Source organism: Litorisediminivivens sp. KMU-197 (assembly GCF_056858395.1).
This window is the reverse complement of sequence record NZ_JBXEQG010000011.1, coordinates 42781-61794: the sequence shown is the minus strand read 5'-3', so window position 1 is coordinate 61794 and position 19014 is coordinate 42781. Positions and strand designations below refer to the sequence as shown.

Genomic DNA, 19014 nt, shown 5'->3' with positions numbered 1-19014 from the left:
GGCCTTCCCCCCGGAAGGTCAAGACATGCCCGACAGAAGCGCCGCATTCCCGCCCGAAGCGGTGGTGTCGACGCAGACATGCCGTTCGTGCACCACGTGACCTTTGTCGGGCCTGCCGGTGATCAGCGGCAGGATCGGGCCCTCGCGCTTGGCCAGTGCCTTGGCATAGGCACGCGCGGTACTCTCGTCGCCCCACCAGAGCGCGCCCGAGAAGTGCTTTAGCGTTGTCAGGCTGTCCGGCTCCAGTGCGCCGCCCACGCGGACCGCCACGCCGCCCAAGGCTTCGACGGCCTCCTTCTGCTGTGCCGCCGCCGCGTCCCCGGGCCCCAGGCAAAGCAGGGGCGACCGGGGCAGGGCTGTTAGCCTATTGGATTCGCCGGTCGGCCCGGGCAGCGACAGTGGCGGTTGCTGCGTGGGCAGCGGTTTGGCTTTCAGCGTTTCTTCCAGCGCCGCCGGGTCGACCTTTGCGCCTGCATCGGCCTCGACCGGGTTGACCGTGTGGCGGCAGAAGCGGCTGAGATAGTTCGGCCCACCGGCCTTCGGCCCGGTGCCCGAAAGCCCCTCGCCGCCAAAGGGCTGGCTGCCCACGATGGCGCCGATCTGGTTGCGGTTGACGTAGATGTTGCCGGCATGAATGCGCTCGGACACGTGCTGCACCCGGTCGTCGATGCGGGTTTGAAGCCCGAACGTCAGCCCGTAGCCAGTTGCGTTTATGGCGTCGATCACCCGGTCCAGTTCATCGGCCTCAAAGGTGGCGATATGCAGGATCGGCCCGAAGATCTCGCGTTCCATGTCCGCAATACCGTCCACGCGCAGCAGGGCGGGGGCGATGAAATGCCCCTGTTTCGGGACCGAGATCTCCTTGATCACCCGGCCGGCTTTGCGGGCCTCGGCCACGTAAATTGCGATCCCTTTCTGCGCCTCGGCATCGATCACCGGGCCGAGGTCGGTCGAGATCTCCCACGGCAGCCCCGGCCGCAGCGTCTCCATCGCGCCCATCAGCATCTCGGTGAAGTGCCCCGCGATATCGCGTTGCACGTAAAGGCAGCGCAGCGCCGAACACCTTTGCCCAGCCGACTGGAAGGCGCTCTCCACGATCGCCTGCACCGCTTGTTCCGGCAGCGCGGTCGAATCCACGATCATCGCGTTCAGCCCGCCGGTCTCGGCCAGGAAGGGCGCGCCCGGCGCGAGGTTCTCGGCCATGGCGCGGCGAATGATCATCGCGGTCTCGGTCGAGCCGGTGAAGGCCACGCCACCGACGCGAGCGTCCGAAGTCAACCGACCGCCAACCTCGCCCGCGCCAGGCAGCAGTTGCAGCACCTCGCGGGGGACACCGGCCTCGTGCAGCAACTCGACCGCGCGATAGGCGATCAGCGATGTCTGCTCGGCCGGTTTTGCCAGCACCGCGTTGCCCGCCGCCAGCGCCGCAGACACCTGACCCGAGAAGATCGCCAGCGGGAAGTTCCACGGGCTGATGCAGGTGAAGGTTCCCACCGGTTCGGTCTCGGGCGCATTTGCGCCGTAGTAGCGCAGGAAATCCACCGCCTCACGCAGTTCCGCCACCGCGTCAGGCAATGTCTTGCCGGCCTCCCGCGCCACCAGCGCGAAAAGCTCGCCGTAATGCGCCTCGTAGAGGTCGGCGGCGCGGCGCAGCACCGCGCCGCGTTCCTCGGGCGATGCGGTCCAGGTTTTCGCCGCCGCCAGTGCTGTCTTGCAATCGGCGACGCTGGCGAAGCGGACCTTGCCCACGGTCTCGTCCGGGTTTGCCGGGTTGGTCACGACAAGGGCATCCTCGGGGGCGGTGTCGCCTGCGATCAGCGGAGCGGCCTGCCATTGATGGTCACGGAACGGCGCGCGGGCGGCCTCGATCGCCTTCAGCGTCGGACGGTGCGCCAGGTCCCAGCCACGCGAGTTGAGGCGCTCAGGCTTGAACAACTCCGGGCCGGTGGGCAGGTGGGGCGTGTTGTCCAGCAGGGCCTCGAAAGGATCGCGGGCCACGACTTCGGGCGGTACGTTCTCATCGACGATCTGGTTGACGAAGGACGAGTTCGCGCCGTTCTCGAGCAGTCGTCGCACGAGATAGGCCAGCAGGTCGCGGTGGGCGCCTACCGGCGCATATATGCGGCAACGGGTGCCTTCGCGCTTCAGCACGATGTCGTGCAGCGCATCGCCCATTCCGTGCAGGCGCTGGAATTCGAATGCATTTTTGTCGTCGGCCATGTCGAGGATGGCAGCTACGGTATGCGCGTTATGGGTGGCGAACTGCGGATAGATGCGGTCGGTCATGTTCAGCAGCCGTCGAGCATTGGCGATGTAGCTCACGTCGGTAGCGGGTTTCGAGGTGAAGACCGGGAAACGCTCCAGCCCCTCAACCTGTGCCAGCTTGATCTCGGTGTCCCAGTAGGCACCTTTCACCAGCCGCACGGCGATGCGGCGATCGGTCTCTACGGCCAGCGCGTAAAGGTAGTCCAGCACCGCGCCGCAGCGGTGTCCGAAGGCCTGCACGACGATGCCCAGCCCGTCCCAGCCGGCTAGCCCCGGATCACGCATAAGCCGTTCAATCAGGTCCATCGAAATCGACAGCCGGTCGGCCTCTTCCGCGTCGATGTTCAGCCCCATCTTGCGGTTCCGCGCCATCAGCGCGAGGTCGCGCAGGCGCGGGTAAAGCTCGGCCGCGACACGGTCCTTCTGCGCCTCTTCATAGCGCGGATGCAGCGCCGAGAGCTTGACCGAGATGCCGGGGTTCAGCCGGACGTCGTCATTTCCGCACCCCTTGGCGATTGCCTCGATCGCGCGCCCATAGGACGCGTGATACCGCATGGCGTCCGCATCTGTCCGCGCGGCCTCGCCCAGCATGTCGTAGCTGTAGGTATAGCCCTTCTGCTCCATGTTGCTGGCGCGTTTCATTGCGGCGCGGATGTCCTCTCCCAGAACGAACTGGCGGCCCATTTCCTTCATCGCGCGGCCCACGGCGGTGCGGATAACCGGCTCGCCCAGACGCTTCACGGCAGCGCGCAGGTGGCCTACCGGGCCGGGCTCGGCATCTTCGCGCAGCACCCGGCCGGTCAGCATCAGCGCCCAAGTCGAGGCGTTGACCAAGGGCGAGGTCGAATGGCCCATATGACGGCCCCAGTCCGATGGCGCAATCTTGTCTTCGATCAGGGCGTCGATGGTCTCGGAGTCGGGCACCCGCAGCAGCGCCTCGGCCAGACACATCAGTGCCACGCCCTCGTCCGTCGACAGGCCATACTCGGCAAGGAAGACCTCCATCAGCCCCGGCTCGGAATGCTCGCGGATGCGCCGCACGAGGTCCGCTCCGGCGGCAGAGATACGCGCGCGGTCGGCTTCGGACAGCGCGGCGGTCGCGACGAGGCTGCGAATATTCTCGGCCTCGTCGGCATAGGTCATCTCGTCGATCCGGCTGCGCAGACCGGTCAGGGTGTCAAGAGGCATGCGACTCTCCAAGGGTAAGGTTGTGGGCACCATATCGCGATTTCGCTGGCCATATTTCCCGAACTTTGCAAAAACACGAGGCATATGAGTTGAAGTTATGAGGTGAACCTGTGCAACTTGACCAGATCGAACTTGACCGTTTCGATCGTGCCATCGTCACCGTTCTGGCCGAAGACGGTCGCATCTCGATCACCGACCTCGCCAAGCGCATAGGGTTGTCTAAATCGCCGACGCAGGCGCGGTTGAGGCGGCTGGAAGAGGCTGGGGTTATTCGCGGCTATCGCGCGCTGCTCGACCCGATCAGGCTGGGGCTGGATCACGTGGCCTTTGTCGAGGTGCGGCTCGCCGACACCCGTGAAAAAGCGCTTGCGGCCTTTGCCGAGGCGGTCGCGAAAATCCCAGAGATCGAGCAGTGCCATCTGATCGCCGGCAACTTCGACTACCTGATGAAGGTGCGGACTTCGGATATGCGGGCCTACCGACGGGTGTTGGCAGACAAGATCTCGACCTTGCCGCATGTGTCGAACACCTCGACCTACGTGGCGATGCAGGCGATCAAGGAAAGCGGACTGGGCGACGTGACCTGACCCATTTTGCGGTTTTCCCCGGCGCGGCACCGGCCTATGGTCGCGGCGCCCGCCCGCGTGGTGGAATGGTAGACACAGAAGACTTAAAATCTTCAGGCCGTATGGCCGTGCCGGTTCGAGTCCGGCCGCGGGCACCAGAACCCATTGAAGTTACCCCTGGTCCGGCACGGCGGCCGAAGAGACCTCTCAGGGGCGTCTTCTCAATCCCGCCGCAAGTTCGGCCAAGGCCAGCGCGGCCTCGATACTGTCGATCACCGGCATGCCGTGCCGCGCCGAGAGGGCCGGGGCGCGACCGGTCAACCCGCCGGAGCCGAGGATTATCGCCCCGGCGCCGTCGAAGTTGCGCGCATCCTCGATCGTCTGATCCAGCTTGCGGTCGATCTCGTCACCACCCGCCGCTGCCGAGGCGACGCCGATGCCCGCCGCACGCACCGAGCAGATTGCACCTGCACCGAGTGAATCCACCAGCGCGCGGATGCCGGGCACCATGCCCTCGACCGTGGTGACGATGGCGATCCTCGGCGCGAAGAGCCGGGCGACCGAGATCGCGGCTTCGGCGGCGCAGACGATGGGGGCGTCCACAAACCGCCGCCCGCCACTGATCGCGATGTCGTCGAAACAGGCCATGACATAGGCGTCGTAGCCCGGGTGCCGCGCAAGCAGGTCGATGGCCAGCGGTTCGGCCACGTCGCGATCGGCGCGGCTTTCGATCGAGCGGGGGCTGCCCTCGGGATGCAGCACCCGGACCGAGGTGGCCGGACCCAGCACTCCGATTGCGGCGTCCGAAACGATGCGCGTGACCTCGGGATTGCTGTTTGGATTGACGACGAGGATGCGTCGCTCGGTGGTTTGTGGCGTGGCGCTGGTGGAAAGCAGGGTGTCCATCTCAGCGCCCCGCAGCCATGTCGGGCAGGAACAGAGCGATCTGCGGCACGGCGACCAATAGGCCGGCGAAGAGGATCATGATCACCACGAAGGGCGTGGCGCCGCGGATCACATCGTTGAAATCGCCGCCGCCCTTGCGCACGCCCTGTACCACGAAGAGGTTCATGCCGACCGGTGGCGTGATCAGACCGATTTCGCACATCACCACCACAAAGACACCGAACCAGACCGGATCGACCCCCAGTGCCGTGACCATCGGCACCGCAATCGGCACCGTCAGCACCAGCATCGACATCGCGTCCATGAACATGCCGAGCACGACGTAGAACGCCACCAGCAGAAGCAGCAGCGTGGTCTGCGACAGGCCGAGGCCCGTCACCCAGCGGGTCACCGCCTGTGTGCCGCCAGTCATCGACAGGGTCACGTTCAAGAGCAGCGCGCAGACGATTACAAGGATCACCATTCCGGACGTGCGCGCCGACTGGATGAAGCAGTTCTCAAGAAGGTCCCAGGTCAGCCGTCCGCCCTTCCAGACAAAGTAGAAGGCGGCGATGACGCCGAGGGCCGCGCTTTCGGTGGGCGTCGCCAGCCCGCCGTAGATCGAGCCCATGACGATGCCGAAGATCACCGCCGGCGGGATCAGGTGACGCAAGAGCCGGCGCTTTTCGGTCTTCGAGACCTCCGGCACGTTGGAATTGCGTCCCGCGTCCGGATAGCTGAAGGCGACATAGGCCGAAAACAGAAGCGTCAGCATGACCCCTGGGAGGATGCCGGCGATGAACAGTTGCCCGACCGAGACATTGGCCAGCGAGCCGTAGACCAGCAGGTTGACCGAGGGCGGGATCAGGATGCCCAGCGTGCCGCCCGCGGCAAGCGTGCCGAGCGCCGGGCGCACCGGGTAGTCACGTTCGCCAAGCGCGGGCAGCGCGATGGTGCCCACAGTAGCTGCGGTTGCGACGGAAGAGCCGGAGGTGGCCGAGAACAGCGCACAGGTGCCGATATTAGTGTGGAGCAGCCCCCCGGGCAGACGCCCGAGCCAGACTGCCAGAGTGTCGAACATGCGGTCGGCGATGCCGCCGCGCAGGAGAAGCTCGCCCAGTAACATGAATAGTGGGATCGCGGTCATGACCGGGTTGTTCAGTGTCCCCCAGATGACGCCGCCCATGGTTTCCACCAGCGGCATGCCATAGGCCATGTAGCCGCCAACGCCGCCGACCGTGAGGATCGATACCGCGACCGGCATCGAAAGGAACATCAGCAGCAGCATGAACATGAAGCCGGTGAAAATGACTGTGATGCTCATGCCCGTGCCTCCAGATCGGAAAGTTCCGCTTCCAACTCGTCCTCGACCGTTTCCGGCGCGAAGTCGCGGGTCAGGGCCGACATGTTGCGGCGGATTGCCAGCCTCAGGGCCTGGACCGCCAGCAGCACGCAGGCGATGGTGAAGATGCCCATGCCGACCATCCACGCCAGCTGCGGCCAGATCAGCGGCGTCATCCACGGTGTCTGCGCGACCGATCCGAACATCTGCGTTTCCTTCACCGTGCGCACGGTAAAGACCGCGAGGAAAATCGCCAGCGCGGCGAGGCTGACGGCGGAAACGAGGTTGAGTGCCGCCTGAAACCGTTCCGGCATCCGCATGTGCAGCAGGTTGATCCGGATGTGGCTGCGCTCGACCGCGGTGACGGCAAAGCAGAGGGGCGCACCGATGGCAATGGCATAGCCGGACAGCTCGTCCACCCCCGCGAGCGAGTGGTTGAGCAGCTTGCGCAACACGGTCTCGACCGCGATGACGACGCAGAGCGCCGTCATCATCAGGCCGAAGACGATCGCGCATATTCGCGAATATGTCTTCATCGGTGCATCCCTCCCTTTTGCCTCAGAGGCCCAGCTTCGTGCCGACCGAGGCCATCCAGTCGGCCTCGCAGCTTTCGTTCACCGCGTTGCACTGCTTGGTCCAGGCCGGCAGCGACGATCCGACCAGTGCGTCGGAAACCGCCTTGAGGTCGGCGTCGGAGACCGGGACGCTCTTCAAGGAATACTCGGAGCCGTGTTCGCAGGGCTGCTGGCCGGTGTTGCAGTTCATGGCGTCTTGATAGAGTTCCTCGGAATAGGCCCAGACATCGTCCACCAGCGTCTCGATCGAGGTTTGCAGGGTTTCCTGCTGGCCGGCATCCAGCTTGTTCCAGCTGTCGAGGTTGATGGCATAGCCGTTCACCGCCAGTTGCAGGGCAATCGGCAGCACGGTGGTGGTCACCTCCGGCCAGCCTGCGGAATTGGCCGAGGACGGCCCGGTGATCGCGCAGTCAACCACGCCGCGCGCCAGCGACTGCTGCACTTCGCCAAAGGGCAGCGGGATGCCGGTGGCACCGAACTGGCCGACGAAGGCGGCGGCGGACTGGTCGCCGACGCGGACCTTGAGGCCTTCGAGGTCGGACAGACCACCAATTTCGGGCTTGCAAAAGATCACCTGCGGGCCGGCAGGCCAGACGCCCAGCACCTTGGAATTGAACCGATCCTGCACGGCAGCGTCGACGGTGGGCAGGAAAGCTTCCGTATGGGTCTTGCCGCTCTCGTAGGTCGGGTTCAGACCGACAAGGTCGAGGCCCAGCATGGTGGGCTCGTCCCGGCTGACCTGCGGGCCGCGGAACGAGACGATGTCGAACAGGCCGGTACGAATGACACGCATGCCGTCGTTGTCGGGGATGCCTGCGACGTCGACCGGCAGATATTCGATCCGCGCGTCGAGGCCGGAGCTTTCCGCAAGGTTTTCGAAGAACGGCTGTTCCTTCTGCTGCTGGATCAGGCCGGAACCGACTGGCTGGCCGAGAACCCGCAGCGAAACGGTGTCGGCGGTTGCGGCCTGGGCCAGGCAGATAAGGGCAGTGGTGGCAAAGAGCGAACGCATGGCGGGGGTCCTTTTCGCGTAAGACGGTGACTGCCATATATGAAAACAGATTTTCATGAAGTGGAATAGACATTTTCGCAAGCGAAACGCAACTTTCGTCGCCGCGCTGCGGCAACGCCCGGTTTTTACGCATGGTTTTAAAGGATGTGAGTGGCCCGCGCGGCCGCGTAAGGTCAGAGTTCGCGCAACATGTCGTTGTAGCCCTCGATCCGCTGCAACCTCTGTCGGCCCGAATCATAGGCCAGTTCGATCGTCCGGTTGGCAACCAGGTTGACCAGCCCCATGACCCCGACGTGGCTGAACAGCGGCCCCGAAGAACGGGTGGCACATCGGAAATGCCATTGTACCTCGCGATTGACGGCCAGGCCTTCGTCGCTGATCAGGCAGACCCGCGCGCCGGTCTCTCCTATGGTTTGCAGCAAATCGGAAAAGCCCGCGATACGACGGCGCAGGCCGAACAGCACCACCACATCCGAGGCGGCCATGCGGGCCACGTGTTCGCCCATGGTCTGGCCTCCGCCGGGTACGGGAACCGCGTCCTCGATGGCCTGAAGAAGCTGCCATTGCAGATAGTTGGCCAGCGGATTGGCAGCGCGGTAGCCGACGCACCAGGCTTTACGCGCCCCGAGCAGGGCTTCGGCCAGCCGGTCGATCTCCTCCTGCGAGACATCGTCGAGCGTTTCGCGAAGATTGCGGATGTCGGTGTCCCGGAAGCTTTCGGGCGCAGCGCCCTCGGCCTGTCCGGCGTGCTGGAGATAGAGCCGCGAACCACTGCTGGCCTCGTCCCGCGCATCGCGTCGCGCGTCTTCGTAGGAATCGTAACCCAAGCGCCGCACGAAGCGTGTCACCGTCGCGTTCGAGACGCCAGCCAGGGCGGCCAGTTCCGAGGCCGAGTAGCTGGCCAATTCGCCAGGGAAGTCGCAGACCAGTTCGCCCAGCCGACGCTCGGCCGGGTGCAACTCCGGAAGCTTGCGCCGCACACGGGCGAGAAAGGGCTGGTCCGACATGGCGGCCTCCATGAAAATGCATTTTCATGTTTAGGCTTCGCGACGCCGCTTGCCAAGCATCCCGTTTCCGGAAAGCGATCGACGATCCTGCGACCGCAGAACCTATTGCGCGGCTTCCTGTCCGGTCGTCTCGGCCCAAAGACCGACCAGACGGCAGGCTTCCTGACCGGCACGTTCCAGATGTGTCTGCCAGACCTCGCGCGCGGTGGCAGCGTCGCGGTCGCGGAGGGCCTGCATCAGGCAGTCGTGATCGTTCACCGAAAGGTCACGGTGGTCCGGTGTGGCGACAGAAAGGAACCGCGCACGTTCGACGTGCAGCGCCAGACTGGTCCGCACGCGGGTGAGATCAGGATTCTTCGCCGCCGCGACCACCAGATTATGAATCCGACGATTGAGTTCGAAATAGCTCTGAAGATCGCCGGCCGCGTTGCTTTCGTGCATCTGGGTGTGAAGCGTTTCCAGCTCTTGCAGTTCGTGGTCGGTGATACGCAGGGCGGCCAATTCAGCGGCAAGAGCTTCGAGACGCGAGATCACTTCGAACAAATTGCGCGTGCCGTCGACGGTGATGTCGGAAACCCGCGCCCCGCGGTTGGCCATCAGTTCGACAAGGTTCTCATTGCCGAGGATCTTGAGCGCCTCGCGCATCGGGGTCAGCGAGACATCAAGAACCTCTGCCAATTCGTTCACCTTGATCTTTTCGCCCGGCGCAAGCTCTCCGGTGACGATCATGTGACGGATTTCCTCCGCCACCTGTTCGTGCAGAGGCGTCCGGCTGATCACGACCTTGCCTCGTGTGTCGACCCGTCGGCGCGGATGATCTGATCTGCGTGTCTTCACGTTCACTCTACCTCTGCTCAGGCGCCTTGACCTTACAGCCATGGAAACCGGTCCATCCCCGGCAATCACGCTTGCGACCCATGGCATGCCAATTTAAAATTAAGATGAGTGTATCAAATTGAAAGCCGGAAAAAAATGGAAAGTGTCCTCAGTGGCTCGCAGACCTCCCTTCTTGCAGGAGCATTGATCCAAGCGCGTCAAACCGGTCGTCCGGTGGCCGCTGCCGACCTGACGCATGGCGACCTGTCGATCGCAGATGCCTTTCGTGTCCAGCAGGAGGTCGTCCGCGCGACTGGCTCGGTCGGCGGTTTCAAGGTCGCCAACAAGCCGGGCGCCGACAGGATCATGGCACCGATCCTTGCCGGTGACATCCTGCGATCGCCGGCCACCTTGACCGTCCCTGCGGCCGAGGACATCGGTATCGAGCTCGAGATTGGCTTTCGCGTCGACGAAAACCTGCCCGGGCCGGACGTCGCGGACCGGCGGCAGGCTGTCGCCGACTGTCTGTCGGCGGTTGCGGTGATCGAAATCGTGCGCACGCGGCTGCCGGCAGATGCGTCGGCGATGCTGAAGCTGGCCGACAACCAGATCAATGGCGGTCTGGTGATCGGGTCGCCGGTCAAGGACTGGCAGGCCCTGCCGATGGGGCAGGCACAGGCATCGCTGACTGCCGGAGAGGATGTGCTGCTGTTCGGTGAGGCGCAGGTTCCGGGCGGAAACGCCTTCGAGAACTTCCTGGTTCTGGAGGCGATGGTCGGCGATCATTGCGGCGGGCTTCAGCCGGGGCAGATCGTGATCACCGGATCGCTCAACGGTTTGCCCTATGTACGGGCCGAAACCGCAATCCGGGGTCGGATCGACGGTCTCGGCGAGGTATCACTGGACCTGAAGGCCAAGGTCTGAGACTTCGGCAAGGGCTGGCCAGCGCCAGCCCTCCGCCAACTGCACGGCAAGGCCGATCAGCCGGTCCTCGGCGCCCATGTCTCCGATCAACTGGCAACCGATGGGCAGACCGGCGCGGTCGAAGCCAGCAGGTATCGCCAGTGCGGGGTGTCCGGCAGCATTGACCCATCCGGTATAGACCGCGTGGCCGCGCGGGCCGACAGCTTGGCCATCGATGATCCCGGGGTGGCTCTGGTTGGCGGGCCAAGGCTGGGCGGCGGCGGTGGGCATCAGGATGACGTCGATTTCTGAAAACAGCCGCGCGGTGTCGGCGCGCAGCCGATGCACCGCGGCAATGGCCGCAAATAGATCGCGGGCCAAGACGCCGTCGCCTGCGTCGGCCATCCCATGATAAAGGGGCGAAGACCTGTGCCGCATGTCGGGCACCTCGCTGCGTATATGGCTGAGCCCGATTTGCGCGAAGCGTCCCCAGAATGCGTCGATGGTGTCGAGATCCAGCGGAAGGTGGCCTTCACGGACGTCGTGTCCATGGTCCGCCAGTCGTTCGGCCAGAGAGCGGGTGGCCGTCAGGATCTCCGGATCGCAGGGATTGCTGCCGAGGGTCGGGACGGAAAGGATGCGCAGTTGCGCATCCTTTGGCGGTGCGGCGGGCAAGGCCCGTGATACGGGATCACTGCGGTCGGGGCCGGCGAGCGTGCGGTGCAGCAGGTCCAAATCGCGGATGTCCCTGGCGAAGCTGCCAATAACTTCGAAATCCATCAGGATCTGCGGCAGTCCGCCACCGCGCGGGATGCGCCCGATCGAGGGTTTCAAACCGTAGAGCCCGGTATGCCCGGCCGGGCGGCGGGTCGAGCCGCCGCCGTCGGTGCCGATGGCCAGCGTGGCAAGGCCGGCGGCCACGGCCGCGACCGAGCCGCCGGACGAGCCTCCCGGTGTCAGCGCAGGATCCCACGGGTTGCGGGTCACGCCGAAGCGGGCATTGGCGGTATAGCCCTCGACCGCGAACTCGGGCGTGTTGGTCTTGCCGACGAGGATCGCCCCTGCGGCCCGAAGGCGCGCCACCGGCAGTTCGTCGGCTTCGGCCACCGTGTCGAAGGTGTGTCCGCCCCACGTGGTGCGCAGACCGGCGACATGCAGGTTGTCCTTCACTGCCACCGGCACGCCGTCCAGCGGCGACAGCGGCTGACCGGATTGCCAGCGTTTGCGAGACGCCTCGGCTTGTTTCGGCAGATCCTCCGCCAGGGTGACATAGGCGTTGAGCTGCGGATTGAGTGCGGCGATGCGCGCTTGCAACTCCGCAATCACGGCGCTCGGCTGGGCCCTGCCATCGGCATAGGCGGCCGAAAGCTCGGCCGCCGAAAGTTTCCAGTAATCGCCCATCGCTCAGCGCCCGCTCATGGTTTCGGGCAGCCAGGTCACGATTTGCGGCACGAAGATCAGCAGAATGGTGAAGGCCACCATCATCAGCGCATAGGGGATCGCGCCCAGTACCACGTCGCGGAACGGCCCTCCGTCGGTGCGCACGCCCTGCACCACATAGAGGTTCATGCCCACCGGCGGGGTGATCATGCCCAATTCGCACATCAGCACGATGAAGATGCCGAACCAGATCGGGTCGATGCCGACTGCGGTGACGATGGGCAGTGCGACCGGAATGGTCAGCACCTGCATCGACAGCACGTCCATGAACATGCCAAGGAACAGGTAGAACACGATTAACGCCATCAGCAGCGCCGCCGGCGACAGCCCGAAGCTGGCGACCCACTGGGTCATCGTCTGCGCGATGCCGCCCAGCGCCAGCGTGACGTTCAGCATGAAGGCGGCGGTGATGATCAGCAGGATCATTCCCGTGGTTTTGGCGGTCTGGCGGAAACAGTTGTCGAAGAACTCGAGGCTCAACTTGCCTTCGCGGGCGGCGAAGGCAAGCGCCACCACGACGCCCAGCGCGGCGGATTCTGTGGGCGTTGCGATACCGAAGTAAATCGACCCCATGACCACGGCAAAGATGATAGCCGGGGGGATCAGGTGCTTCAGCGCGGCGATCTTGTCGGCCAGCGGCACGCGGATCTCTTCGCCGCCGCTGGACGCGGGGATGAAATAGGATTCCGCCGCGATGTAGACCATGAACAGCAGCGTCAGCGCGATGCCGGGAATGATGCCGGCGATGAACAGCTGGCCGATCGATTCATTGGCCAGCGAGCCATAGATCAGCAGGTTGACCGAGGGCGGGATCAGAATGCCCAGCGTGCCGCCCGCCGCCAGCGATCCCAGCGCCTGCCGGGAACCGTAGCCGCGCGCCTTGAGGTTGGGCAGCGCCACCGTGCCCACCGTCGCCGCGGTGGCGACCGAGGATCCCGAGGTCGCGGCAAACAGCGAACAGCAGCCGATGTTGGTGTGCAAAAGCCCGCCCGGCAGCCGGTTCAGCCAGATCGCCAGCGCACCATACATCCGGTCGGCGATACCACTGCGCAGCAGCAGTTCGCCCAAGAGGATGAACAGCGGCACGGCGGTGAGGATGTTCTCGTTCTGCACCCCCCAGATCACCGGCCCCATGGAATTGAGCAGCGGCCAGCCGTACAGCATCACCCCGCCGATCACCCCCAGAACCACCATGATGACGGCAATCGGAAGCGACATGAGCAAAAGCCCCATCATTCCGAAAAAGCCCGTGAATACGGCACCAACGCCCATGCTTCCTACTCCCTGTGTCGGGGCCGATGGCCCCTGTTCGATTGCCGGTCCGGGGTGGCCTAGCGCCGCCCCAGATCCTCCATTTCTTCCTGCAGTTCCTCGATCGCGCCTTTCGGTTGAAATTCGGCCGCGACCTGGTCGAGCCGTCCGTTCACCACCTGCACCGTGGCGCGCACCGCCATGTAGATCGCCGCCAGCGCGAACAGGCAGAGCGCGGCGTACCAAGCCCCTTGCGGCCAGATCAGCGGCGTCGCCCAGGGCGTCGGCGCGGTCGAGCCATAGGCCAGCGTGTCGGCGATGACGATGCGGCCGACATAAAGGATGAAAAGCCCCAGCCCGGCGATCGAGACGATGGACAGCCAATCCATGATGGCTTGCAGCCGTTTCGGGAACCGCGCGTGAAGCACATCGATGCGGATATGCGCCCGATCGACCAGCGCCACCACGAAGGCGAGCGACGATCCTACCGCAAGCACGTAACCGCCCAGCTCGTCCGCGCCCTCGAACGAGAAGTTGAAGAGCTTGCGGGCCAAAGTCTCGACCGAGACGAACAGCGACAGCGCGACCAGCGCGATGCCGAAAAGCCGGGCGGCGAAGGCGGCGAAATGCTCCATGGCGCGACCTCCTGACAGGTGTCCGGGCGCGGCGGAGGACGGGGCCGCAGGGGCCCCGTTGGTTGTCTGATCGGTCATTGTCCGACCGCCGCCTTCCAGTCTTCCGAACAGGTCGCGTTCTGCTTGTCACAGACCTCGGCCCAAGTCGGGAAGGAGATCTCGGTCACGGCGTTGCCGATGATGTCCTTGTCCGCGTCGGAGATCGCCACCGGCTTCAGGTCGTACATCTTGCCGGTTTCGCAGGGGGCTTCGCCGATGTTGCAGCGCACCGCGTCGTCGAAAAGCTCTTCGGAGTAGGTCCAGATTTCCTCAACCAGATCGTCAAAGCCGGCTTCGAGCTTGGCCTGATCCTCTTCCGACAGCTTGTTCCACGCGTCGAGGTTGATGCCGTAGCCGTTCAGCGCCAGTTGGAAGGCCACCGGCAGCATGTAACTGGTGACTTCCGGCCAGCCGGCAGAGTTGGCCGAGGACGGTCCGGTAATGGCGCAATCCACCACGCCGCGCGCCAGTGATTGGTGCACGTCGGGAAAGCCGATGGGCACCGGCGTGCCGCCGACGGACGACACGAAATTGGCGAGGTTCTGGTCGTAGACGCGGACCTTCTTGCCTTTCAGGTCGGCAAGCTGGGCGATCTCGGGTTCGCAGAACAGCACTTGGGGCCCGAACGGCCAGACGCCCAGCAGCTTGGTGTTGAACTTCTCCTGCAACTGCGCGTCGACCTTGTCGGAAAACGCTGCCACGGTCTTGCGTCCGGTGTCGTAGTCGGGATTCAGGCCCACCAGGTCCAGGCCGAGGATGGTCGGCTCATCACGCGAGATCTGGCTCATGCGCAGCGACACGATGTCGAACAGCCCGGCCTTGAGGATGCGCAGCTGCTCGGTGTCCTTGATGCCCGTCACATCGAGCGGCTTGTAGTCCACGGTGGCGTCGATGCCGGTTTTCTCAGCAAAGTTCTCGAAGAACGGCTGCTCGACATTCTTCTGGATCAGCCCGGTTGCGACCGGCTGGCCCAGCGCTTTCAGCTGATAGGTCTCCGCCTGCGCCGTCGCCGTGGCGGCAATCAGCGCCGAGGCGGCGAGGGTCATGATTGATCTCATGGATGGTCTCCTTGTTGGGGTGGCTCAAAGGCCGGAGTTACGCCGTGACCGGCGCGGTGCCGCTGTGCTCGGGTAGGGCGCAACGGAATATCTGGCCCCACTCCGCCAGCGCGGCGGTGTCGCGGCCGGCAAGGCGAAGGGCATGCCAAAGGGTGACGGCGATGCTGTCGAGCACCGGGATGCCGGTGTCACGCTCGATGCCGGGCGCGACACGCGGGCCGTCGAAGTTGGTGCAATAGACGGCGATGGCGCCGGGCTTGGCGCTGGCAACCTCGCGGATCAGGCCGGCGATCTCCTCCTCACTGTACTGCGCGAAGCTGAAGTTGCCGGGATCGCCCAAGTGGCGTTCGGCAGCGCAGGTGAAGCCGAGTTCGGCGAAGTTGCGGGTAATCGCCTCCTGCACCTCGTCGAGATAGGGGGTGGCCAGCGCATAGCTGTCGGCACCCAGGGCGCGAAACGCATCAAGAGTGGCCAGCGTCGAGGTGGTCGCAGGAATGCCTGTGCGTTCGGTGATGGCGCGGCACAGTGCCTCGTCATTGGCCGCCCCCAGCCAGCCGCCGGAGGTTCCGCCCCAGGCGATGACATCGCACTTGGCGTCGGCAAGCAGCTCGGCGGCGTCCAGTTGCGGCGTGAAGCTGAACTGGCCCAACGCCTCGTCGCTCATCGCGATCCTGACGACCCGGAAACGGGCGAAATGCGCGGATACGCCGCTCTGGCCGGCAAGGATCTCGCAGGTGCGCGGTTCCATGACGGTGTTGGACGATGGTGTGAGCATGCCGATGCGGCAGGTCGAACTCATGCGGGTCTCTCCCTGAATTTGGTAGCCAGATGGTGTGAGGTGGAGGAGAAAATATCAAATAAAAAATTAAAAACTGTACAACAAACTGATAATACTCATATATTTACATGGTAAACGTTGACAGCCTACGGACTAAGATGCTCGAATCGCCACTGCGGTCAACGCTGCTCGCACGTGTCGGCAGAAGCCGCCCGTCTTGGGTGCAGAGGAACCACTAAGACGGCGCAATGGCCTGAAAGATCACTGTAGTTGGATATAAAAATAAAATAGAACCAATATATTACAGGAAATATGATTATTTATAAAAAATATACTTGTGTTTCGGCCCGCCTCCATGGACCTTTTAAGGCGTCGCAGCCGGACGGGTGTACTGCCTGCCCCCTGTCGATCCGAAACATCGTTCATCCACACGGGAGACACTCCGAATGAAACCGATCCTTGCCTTGGCCACCGCCCTGTCGCTGACAGCCGCGATGCCGGTCTTTGCCGATACCTTGCGCGTGGCCGGGAATTTCCCGGTCGATCACTCCAGTTCTCTCGCCATGGAGCGCTTTGCCGAGGCGGTTGCCCAGAAGACCGACGGCGCGCTGGAGATCGCGAACTTCCCCGCCATGCAATTGGGCGGCGCCAAGGAAAACGTCGATCAGGTGCGCTCGGGCGTTGTCTTCGCGACGTGGATCGGATCGGCCTACCTGTCGCGCACCGTGCCCGAACTGGAGGCCGTATCGCTGCCCTTCGCCTATCCCGACCGCGAGACCGCCTTTCGGGTGATCGACGGTCCCGCCGGCCAACAGATCGAGGCGAAACTGGCCGAGCGCGGCTTCGAGCCGCTGGGCTGGATGGAACTGGGATCGCGCAACGTCACCAACGGCGTGCGTCCGATCACCAAGGTCGAGGATTTCGAAGGCCTGAAGATCCGCCTGCAACCGAACGAGACCCATCTCGCCACCTTCCGCGCGATCGGCGCAAACCCGGTGTCGATGGGCATCTCCGAGGTCTACTCGGCCCTGCAGCAGGGCGTGCTGGACGGTCAGGAAAATCCGTTCTCCATCATTGCCTCGCGCAACTTCAACGAGGTGCAGGGCCACCTGTCCGATAGCGGCCACTTCTTCGACTACATCGTGCTGGTCGCCAACAAGAAGAAGTTCGACCGTCTGCCCGAAGACCAGCAGCAGGCGCTGCGCGATGCCGCGGCCGAAGCAGTGGCCTGGCAACGTGAGACCGCGGCCGCCGAGGACGAAGCCGCCCGCGCGGCGCTGGTCGAGGCCGGCATGACCTTCACCGCGATCGACACCGAGACCCGTGCCAAGCTGCGCGAGATGAGCCAGCCGGTGATCGGCGAACTCAAGGCCCGCATCGGTGACGACCTGATCGACCTCGTGCTGCAAGAAGCCGGCGCAAAATGATGGCTGCGGCGCAGATTGCCGGATCTCTGAAAGGAGGCCCGGCGCTGGTCCGTGCGCGCGACATGCTCGCGCGGCTGGACCGGGTGACGGGCTGGGCGGTGATCGGCGCCATGGCGGTGATGGCGGGGCTGGTGGTGACCCAGGTGGTGTTCCGCTACGCCTTCGCCAGCGCCATCGACTGGTCGGAAGAGGTGGCGCGGCTTGCCTTTGTCTGGGCGATGTTCCTGGCGATCCCGCATGGCGTGCGCCGCGGCGTGCACGTCGGCATCGACGCGCTGGTGGTGAAGCTGCCGGAGCAGGTGCAGGAGCTCCTGTTCCGGGTTTCGGCGGCCCTGGCCGCGGTCCTGATGGTGGTGATCTTCGCCTACGCCTGGCAGGTCGCGGCCTATACCTGGCCCGAGATGATGCCGACCCTGCCGGTCACGGCGGCGGTCTATTACATCGCCGTCCTGCTGGCTGCGGTGCACACGGTGCTGCACCTGCTGCTGCTGGCCTGGGGCGGGCGAGACACCTGGCCGCAGGAGGCGCAGCAATGACCCTTGTTGCCATCCTTGTTTTCTTCACGTTGGCGCTGCTGGGCATGCCGCTGGCCTTCGCCCTCGGCCTTGCCTCGCTGGGCGGTCTTCTGGCGGGGGGGATCGAGCTGAGCGTGATGCCGCAGCGCATGATGCACGCCGTCGACAGCTTTCCGTTGATGGCCATCCCGCTGTTCATGCTGGCGGGCGAATTGATGGTCCGGGCCGGCATCATGGCGCGCATGATCCACTTCGCCAACGCATTGGTCGGCCGGGTGCATGGCGGGCTGGCGCACGTGGCCATTGTGGCCGGTATGATGCTGGCGGCGGTCTCGGGCGCGGCGGTGGCCTCGGCCTCGGCACTGGGCTCGACGCTGGTTCCGGCGATGCGCAAGACCTACGACGACGGCTATTCCAGCGCCGTGGTGGCCTCGGCCGCCAACCTGGGCGCGATCATCCCGCCGTCGAACGCGATGATTGTCTATGCCCTGATGGCGGGGTCCGCCGTGTCGGTGGGCGGGCTGTTCATGGCCGGCGTGGTGCCGGGCATCCTTCTGACCCTGGGCTTCATGGCGGTGGCTTCGCTGCTGTCTGTGCGGCGCGGCTTCAAGCTGACCGGCGACAGGTTCTCGGCGCGCAACGCGGCTGTCGAAGCATGGCGAGCGCTGCCGGTCCTCGCGATGCCGGTGGTGGTGGTCGGCGGCATCGTCGGCGGCGTGTTCACCCCGACCGAAGGCGCCGGGATCGCCGTGGCCTATGCCGTGATCGTGGGCTTTCTCGTGACCCGCGAACTCAAGGTCTCGGACCTCGCGCCTGCGCTGTTTCAGGCGGCAGTGGGGGCCGCCATGGTCGGCGCGCTGATCGCCTTTGCCGCCGGGGTGACCTTCCTGTTCACCATCGACATGGTGCCGGCGGCGATGGCCGATTTCCTGCAGGGGCTGAGCGAGAACCCGAAGGTGTTCCTGCTGCTGGTGATGTCGCTGCTGATCGTGGTGGGCATGTTCATAGAATCGAATGCCGCCTACATCATGCTGGTGCCGCTCTTCGCGCCGGTGGCGGGCAGCTTCGGGATCGACCCGCTGCTCTTCGGCTTCCTCTTCGTGTTCAATCTGGTGATCGGGATGATGACCCCGCCGGTCGGCGTGGTGCTCTTTGTCATGAGCGGTATCACACGGGTGAAGATGGCGGAGCTCATCCGTAACGTCTGGCCCTACGTCGCGGTGCAATACGCCGTTCTGATCCTGTGCCTGATCTTCCCCGACATCGTGACCTGGCTGCCCCGGGCGCTGGGATATTGATCGAAAGACGAGTG

General features: G+C 64.6%; 17 protein-coding genes and 1 tRNA gene. 6 read left to right on the top strand and 12 right to left on the bottom strand.

Annotated features, from left to right (window positions below; translation table 11 throughout):
* Positions 1-18: 18 nt before the first annotated feature.
* Positions 19-3453, bottom strand: coding sequence for a bifunctional proline dehydrogenase/L-glutamate gamma-semialdehyde dehydrogenase PutA (putA, locus tag AC04PT_RS17580; protein ID WP_482875065.1), 3435 nt, complete (start codon positions 3451-3453; stop codon positions 19-21).
* A 110-nt stretch (positions 3454-3563) separates the two neighbouring features.
* Here putA and AC04PT_RS17575 point away from each other — a divergent pair, with 110 nt between their 5' ends.
* Together AC04PT_RS17575 and AC04PT_RS17570 are read left to right on the top strand one after the other, a co-directional pair.
* The gene (locus tag AC04PT_RS17575) at positions 3564-4040 is read left to right on the top strand and encodes an Lrp/AsnC family transcriptional regulator (RefSeq protein ID WP_482875063.1); all 477 of its coding nucleotides are present in this window, start codon (positions 3564-3566) and stop codon (positions 4038-4040) included.
* A 51-nt stretch (positions 4041-4091) separates the two neighbouring features.
* A tRNA-Leu gene (locus tag AC04PT_RS17570) sits at positions 4092-4177 on the top strand.
* 49 nt (positions 4178-4226) lie between these two features.
* Here the strand turns inward: AC04PT_RS17570 and AC04PT_RS17565 are convergent.
* From AC04PT_RS17565 to AC04PT_RS17540, 6 genes are all read right to left on the bottom strand, one after another.
* Positions 4227-4925: an aspartate/glutamate racemase family protein gene (locus tag AC04PT_RS17565; RefSeq protein WP_482875061.1), complete on the bottom strand. Its 699-nt coding sequence runs from the start codon at positions 4923-4925 to the stop codon at positions 4227-4229.
* 1 nt (position 4926) lies between these two features.
* Positions 4927-6228, bottom strand: a complete 1302-nt coding sequence (locus AC04PT_RS17560; protein WP_482875059.1) for a TRAP transporter large permease — start codon at positions 6226-6228, stop codon at positions 4927-4929.
* Positions 6225-6782 (bottom strand): TRAP transporter small permease subunit, encoded by a 558-nt coding sequence (locus AC04PT_RS17555; RefSeq protein ID WP_482875057.1) that lies wholly within the window; start codon positions 6780-6782, stop codon positions 6225-6227. Before AC04PT_RS17555 ends, AC04PT_RS17560 begins: the two co-directional genes overlap by 4 nt.
* Before the next feature lie 22 nt (positions 6783-6804).
* A complete protein-coding gene (locus AC04PT_RS17550) occupies positions 6805-7833 on the bottom strand; it encodes a TRAP transporter substrate-binding protein (RefSeq protein ID WP_482875055.1) in 1029 nt (342 codons plus the stop codon).
* A 173-nt stretch (positions 7834-8006) separates the two neighbouring features.
* Positions 8007-8840, bottom strand: a complete 834-nt coding sequence (locus tag AC04PT_RS17545) for a MurR/RpiR family transcriptional regulator (RefSeq protein WP_482875053.1) — start codon at positions 8838-8840, stop codon at positions 8007-8009.
* 102 nt (positions 8841-8942) lie between these two features.
* Positions 8943-9677, bottom strand: coding sequence for a GntR family transcriptional regulator (locus AC04PT_RS17540; RefSeq protein ID WP_482875051.1), 735 nt, complete (start codon positions 9675-9677; stop codon positions 8943-8945).
* A gap of 213 nt (positions 9678-9890) precedes the next feature.
* Between AC04PT_RS17540 and AC04PT_RS17535 the strand changes: the two genes are divergently transcribed.
* The gene (locus AC04PT_RS17535) at positions 9891-10580 is read left to right on the top strand and encodes a 2-keto-4-pentenoate hydratase (RefSeq protein ID WP_482875049.1); all 690 of its coding nucleotides are present in this window, start codon (positions 9891-9893) and stop codon (positions 10578-10580) included.
* On the opposite strand, the gene AC04PT_RS17530 is transcribed toward AC04PT_RS17535, so the two are convergent.
* From AC04PT_RS17530 to AC04PT_RS17510, 5 genes are all read right to left on the bottom strand, one after another.
* The gene (locus AC04PT_RS17530; protein ID WP_482875047.1) at positions 10554-11960 is read right to left on the bottom strand and encodes an amidase; all 1407 of its coding nucleotides are present in this window, start codon (positions 11958-11960) and stop codon (positions 10554-10556) included. The genes AC04PT_RS17535 and AC04PT_RS17530 overlap by 27 nt on opposite strands.
* A 3-nt stretch (positions 11961-11963) precedes the next feature.
* Positions 11964-13271 (bottom strand): TRAP transporter large permease, encoded by a 1308-nt coding sequence (locus AC04PT_RS17525; protein ID WP_482875045.1) that lies wholly within the window; start codon positions 13269-13271, stop codon positions 11964-11966.
* Positions 13272-13330: 59 nt separating this feature from the next.
* Positions 13331-13885, bottom strand: a complete 555-nt coding sequence (locus AC04PT_RS17520; protein WP_482875043.1) for a TRAP transporter small permease subunit — start codon at positions 13883-13885, stop codon at positions 13331-13333.
* A 74-nt stretch (positions 13886-13959) separates the two neighbouring features.
* Positions 13960-14982, bottom strand: coding sequence for a TRAP transporter substrate-binding protein (locus AC04PT_RS17515; protein WP_482875042.1), 1023 nt, complete (start codon positions 14980-14982; stop codon positions 13960-13962).
* A 37-nt stretch (positions 14983-15019) separates the two neighbouring features.
* On the bottom strand, positions 15020-15781 hold the full coding sequence (locus AC04PT_RS17510) for a maleate cis-trans isomerase family protein (protein WP_482875040.1): 762 nt from the start codon (positions 15779-15781) through the stop codon (positions 15020-15022).
* A gap of 425 nt (positions 15782-16206) precedes the next feature.
* Between AC04PT_RS17510 and AC04PT_RS17505 the strand changes: the two genes are divergently transcribed.
* Genes AC04PT_RS17505 through AC04PT_RS17495 form a run of 3 tightly spaced genes read left to right on the top strand, consistent with a single transcriptional unit; the run spans position 16207 to position 19000 of the window.
* Positions 16207-17187 (top strand): TRAP transporter substrate-binding protein, encoded by a 981-nt coding sequence (locus AC04PT_RS17505; protein WP_482875038.1) that lies wholly within the window; start codon positions 16207-16209, stop codon positions 17185-17187.
* Positions 17184-17723 (top strand): TRAP transporter small permease, encoded by a 540-nt coding sequence (locus tag AC04PT_RS17500; RefSeq protein WP_482875036.1) that lies wholly within the window; start codon positions 17184-17186, stop codon positions 17721-17723. Before AC04PT_RS17505 ends, AC04PT_RS17500 begins: the two co-directional genes overlap by 4 nt.
* On the top strand, positions 17720-19000 hold the full coding sequence (locus tag AC04PT_RS17495; RefSeq protein ID WP_482875034.1) for a TRAP transporter large permease: 1281 nt from the start codon (positions 17720-17722) through the stop codon (positions 18998-19000). The genes AC04PT_RS17500 and AC04PT_RS17495 overlap by 4 nt, the downstream gene beginning before the upstream one ends.
* Positions 19001-19014 lie beyond the last annotated feature (14 nt).

What these genes read in the sequence shown, in the direction of transcription:
- AC04PT_RS17545 (WP_482875053.1), bottom strand. Translation starts at nt 8,840, where the DNA reads ATGTCGGACCAGCCCTTTCTCGCCCGTGTGCGGCGCAAGCTTCCGGAG.
- AC04PT_RS17505 (WP_482875038.1), top strand. Translation starts at nt 16,207, where the DNA reads ATGAAACCGATCCTTGCCTTGGCCACCGCCCTGTCGCTGACAGCCGCG.
- AC04PT_RS17500 (WP_482875036.1), top strand. Translation starts at nt 17,184, where the DNA reads ATGATGGCTGCGGCGCAGATTGCCGGATCTCTGAAAGGAGGCCCGGCG.
- AC04PT_RS17565 (WP_482875061.1), bottom strand. Translation starts at nt 4,925, where the DNA reads ATGGACACCCTGCTTTCCACCAGCGCCACGCCACAAACCACCGAGCGA.
- AC04PT_RS17510 (WP_482875040.1), bottom strand. Translation starts at nt 15,781, where the DNA reads ATGAGTTCGACCTGCCGCATCGGCATGCTCACACCATCGTCCAACACC.
- AC04PT_RS17560 (WP_482875059.1), bottom strand. Translation starts at nt 6,228, where the DNA reads ATGAGCATCACAGTCATTTTCACCGGCTTCATGTTCATGCTGCTGCTG.
- AC04PT_RS17525 (WP_482875045.1), bottom strand. Translation starts at nt 13,271, where the DNA reads ATGGGCGTTGGTGCCGTATTCACGGGCTTTTTCGGAATGATGGGGCTT.
- AC04PT_RS17550 (WP_482875055.1), bottom strand. Translation starts at nt 7,833, where the DNA reads ATGCGTTCGCTCTTTGCCACCACTGCCCTTATCTGCCTGGCCCAGGCC.
- AC04PT_RS17555 (WP_482875057.1), bottom strand. Translation starts at nt 6,782, where the DNA reads ATGAAGACATATTCGCGAATATGCGCGATCGTCTTCGGCCTGATGATG.
- putA (WP_482875065.1), bottom strand. Translation starts at nt 3,453, where the DNA reads ATGCCTCTTGACACCCTGACCGGTCTGCGCAGCCGGATCGACGAGATG.
- AC04PT_RS17530 (WP_482875047.1), bottom strand. Translation starts at nt 11,960, where the DNA reads ATGGGCGATTACTGGAAACTTTCGGCGGCCGAGCTTTCGGCCGCCTAT.
- AC04PT_RS17515 (WP_482875042.1), bottom strand. Translation starts at nt 14,982, where the DNA reads ATGAGATCAATCATGACCCTCGCCGCCTCGGCGCTGATTGCCGCCACG.
- AC04PT_RS17495 (WP_482875034.1), top strand. Translation starts at nt 17,720, where the DNA reads ATGACCCTTGTTGCCATCCTTGTTTTCTTCACGTTGGCGCTGCTGGGC.
- AC04PT_RS17520 (WP_482875043.1), bottom strand. Translation starts at nt 13,885, where the DNA reads ATGGAGCATTTCGCCGCCTTCGCCGCCCGGCTTTTCGGCATCGCGCTG.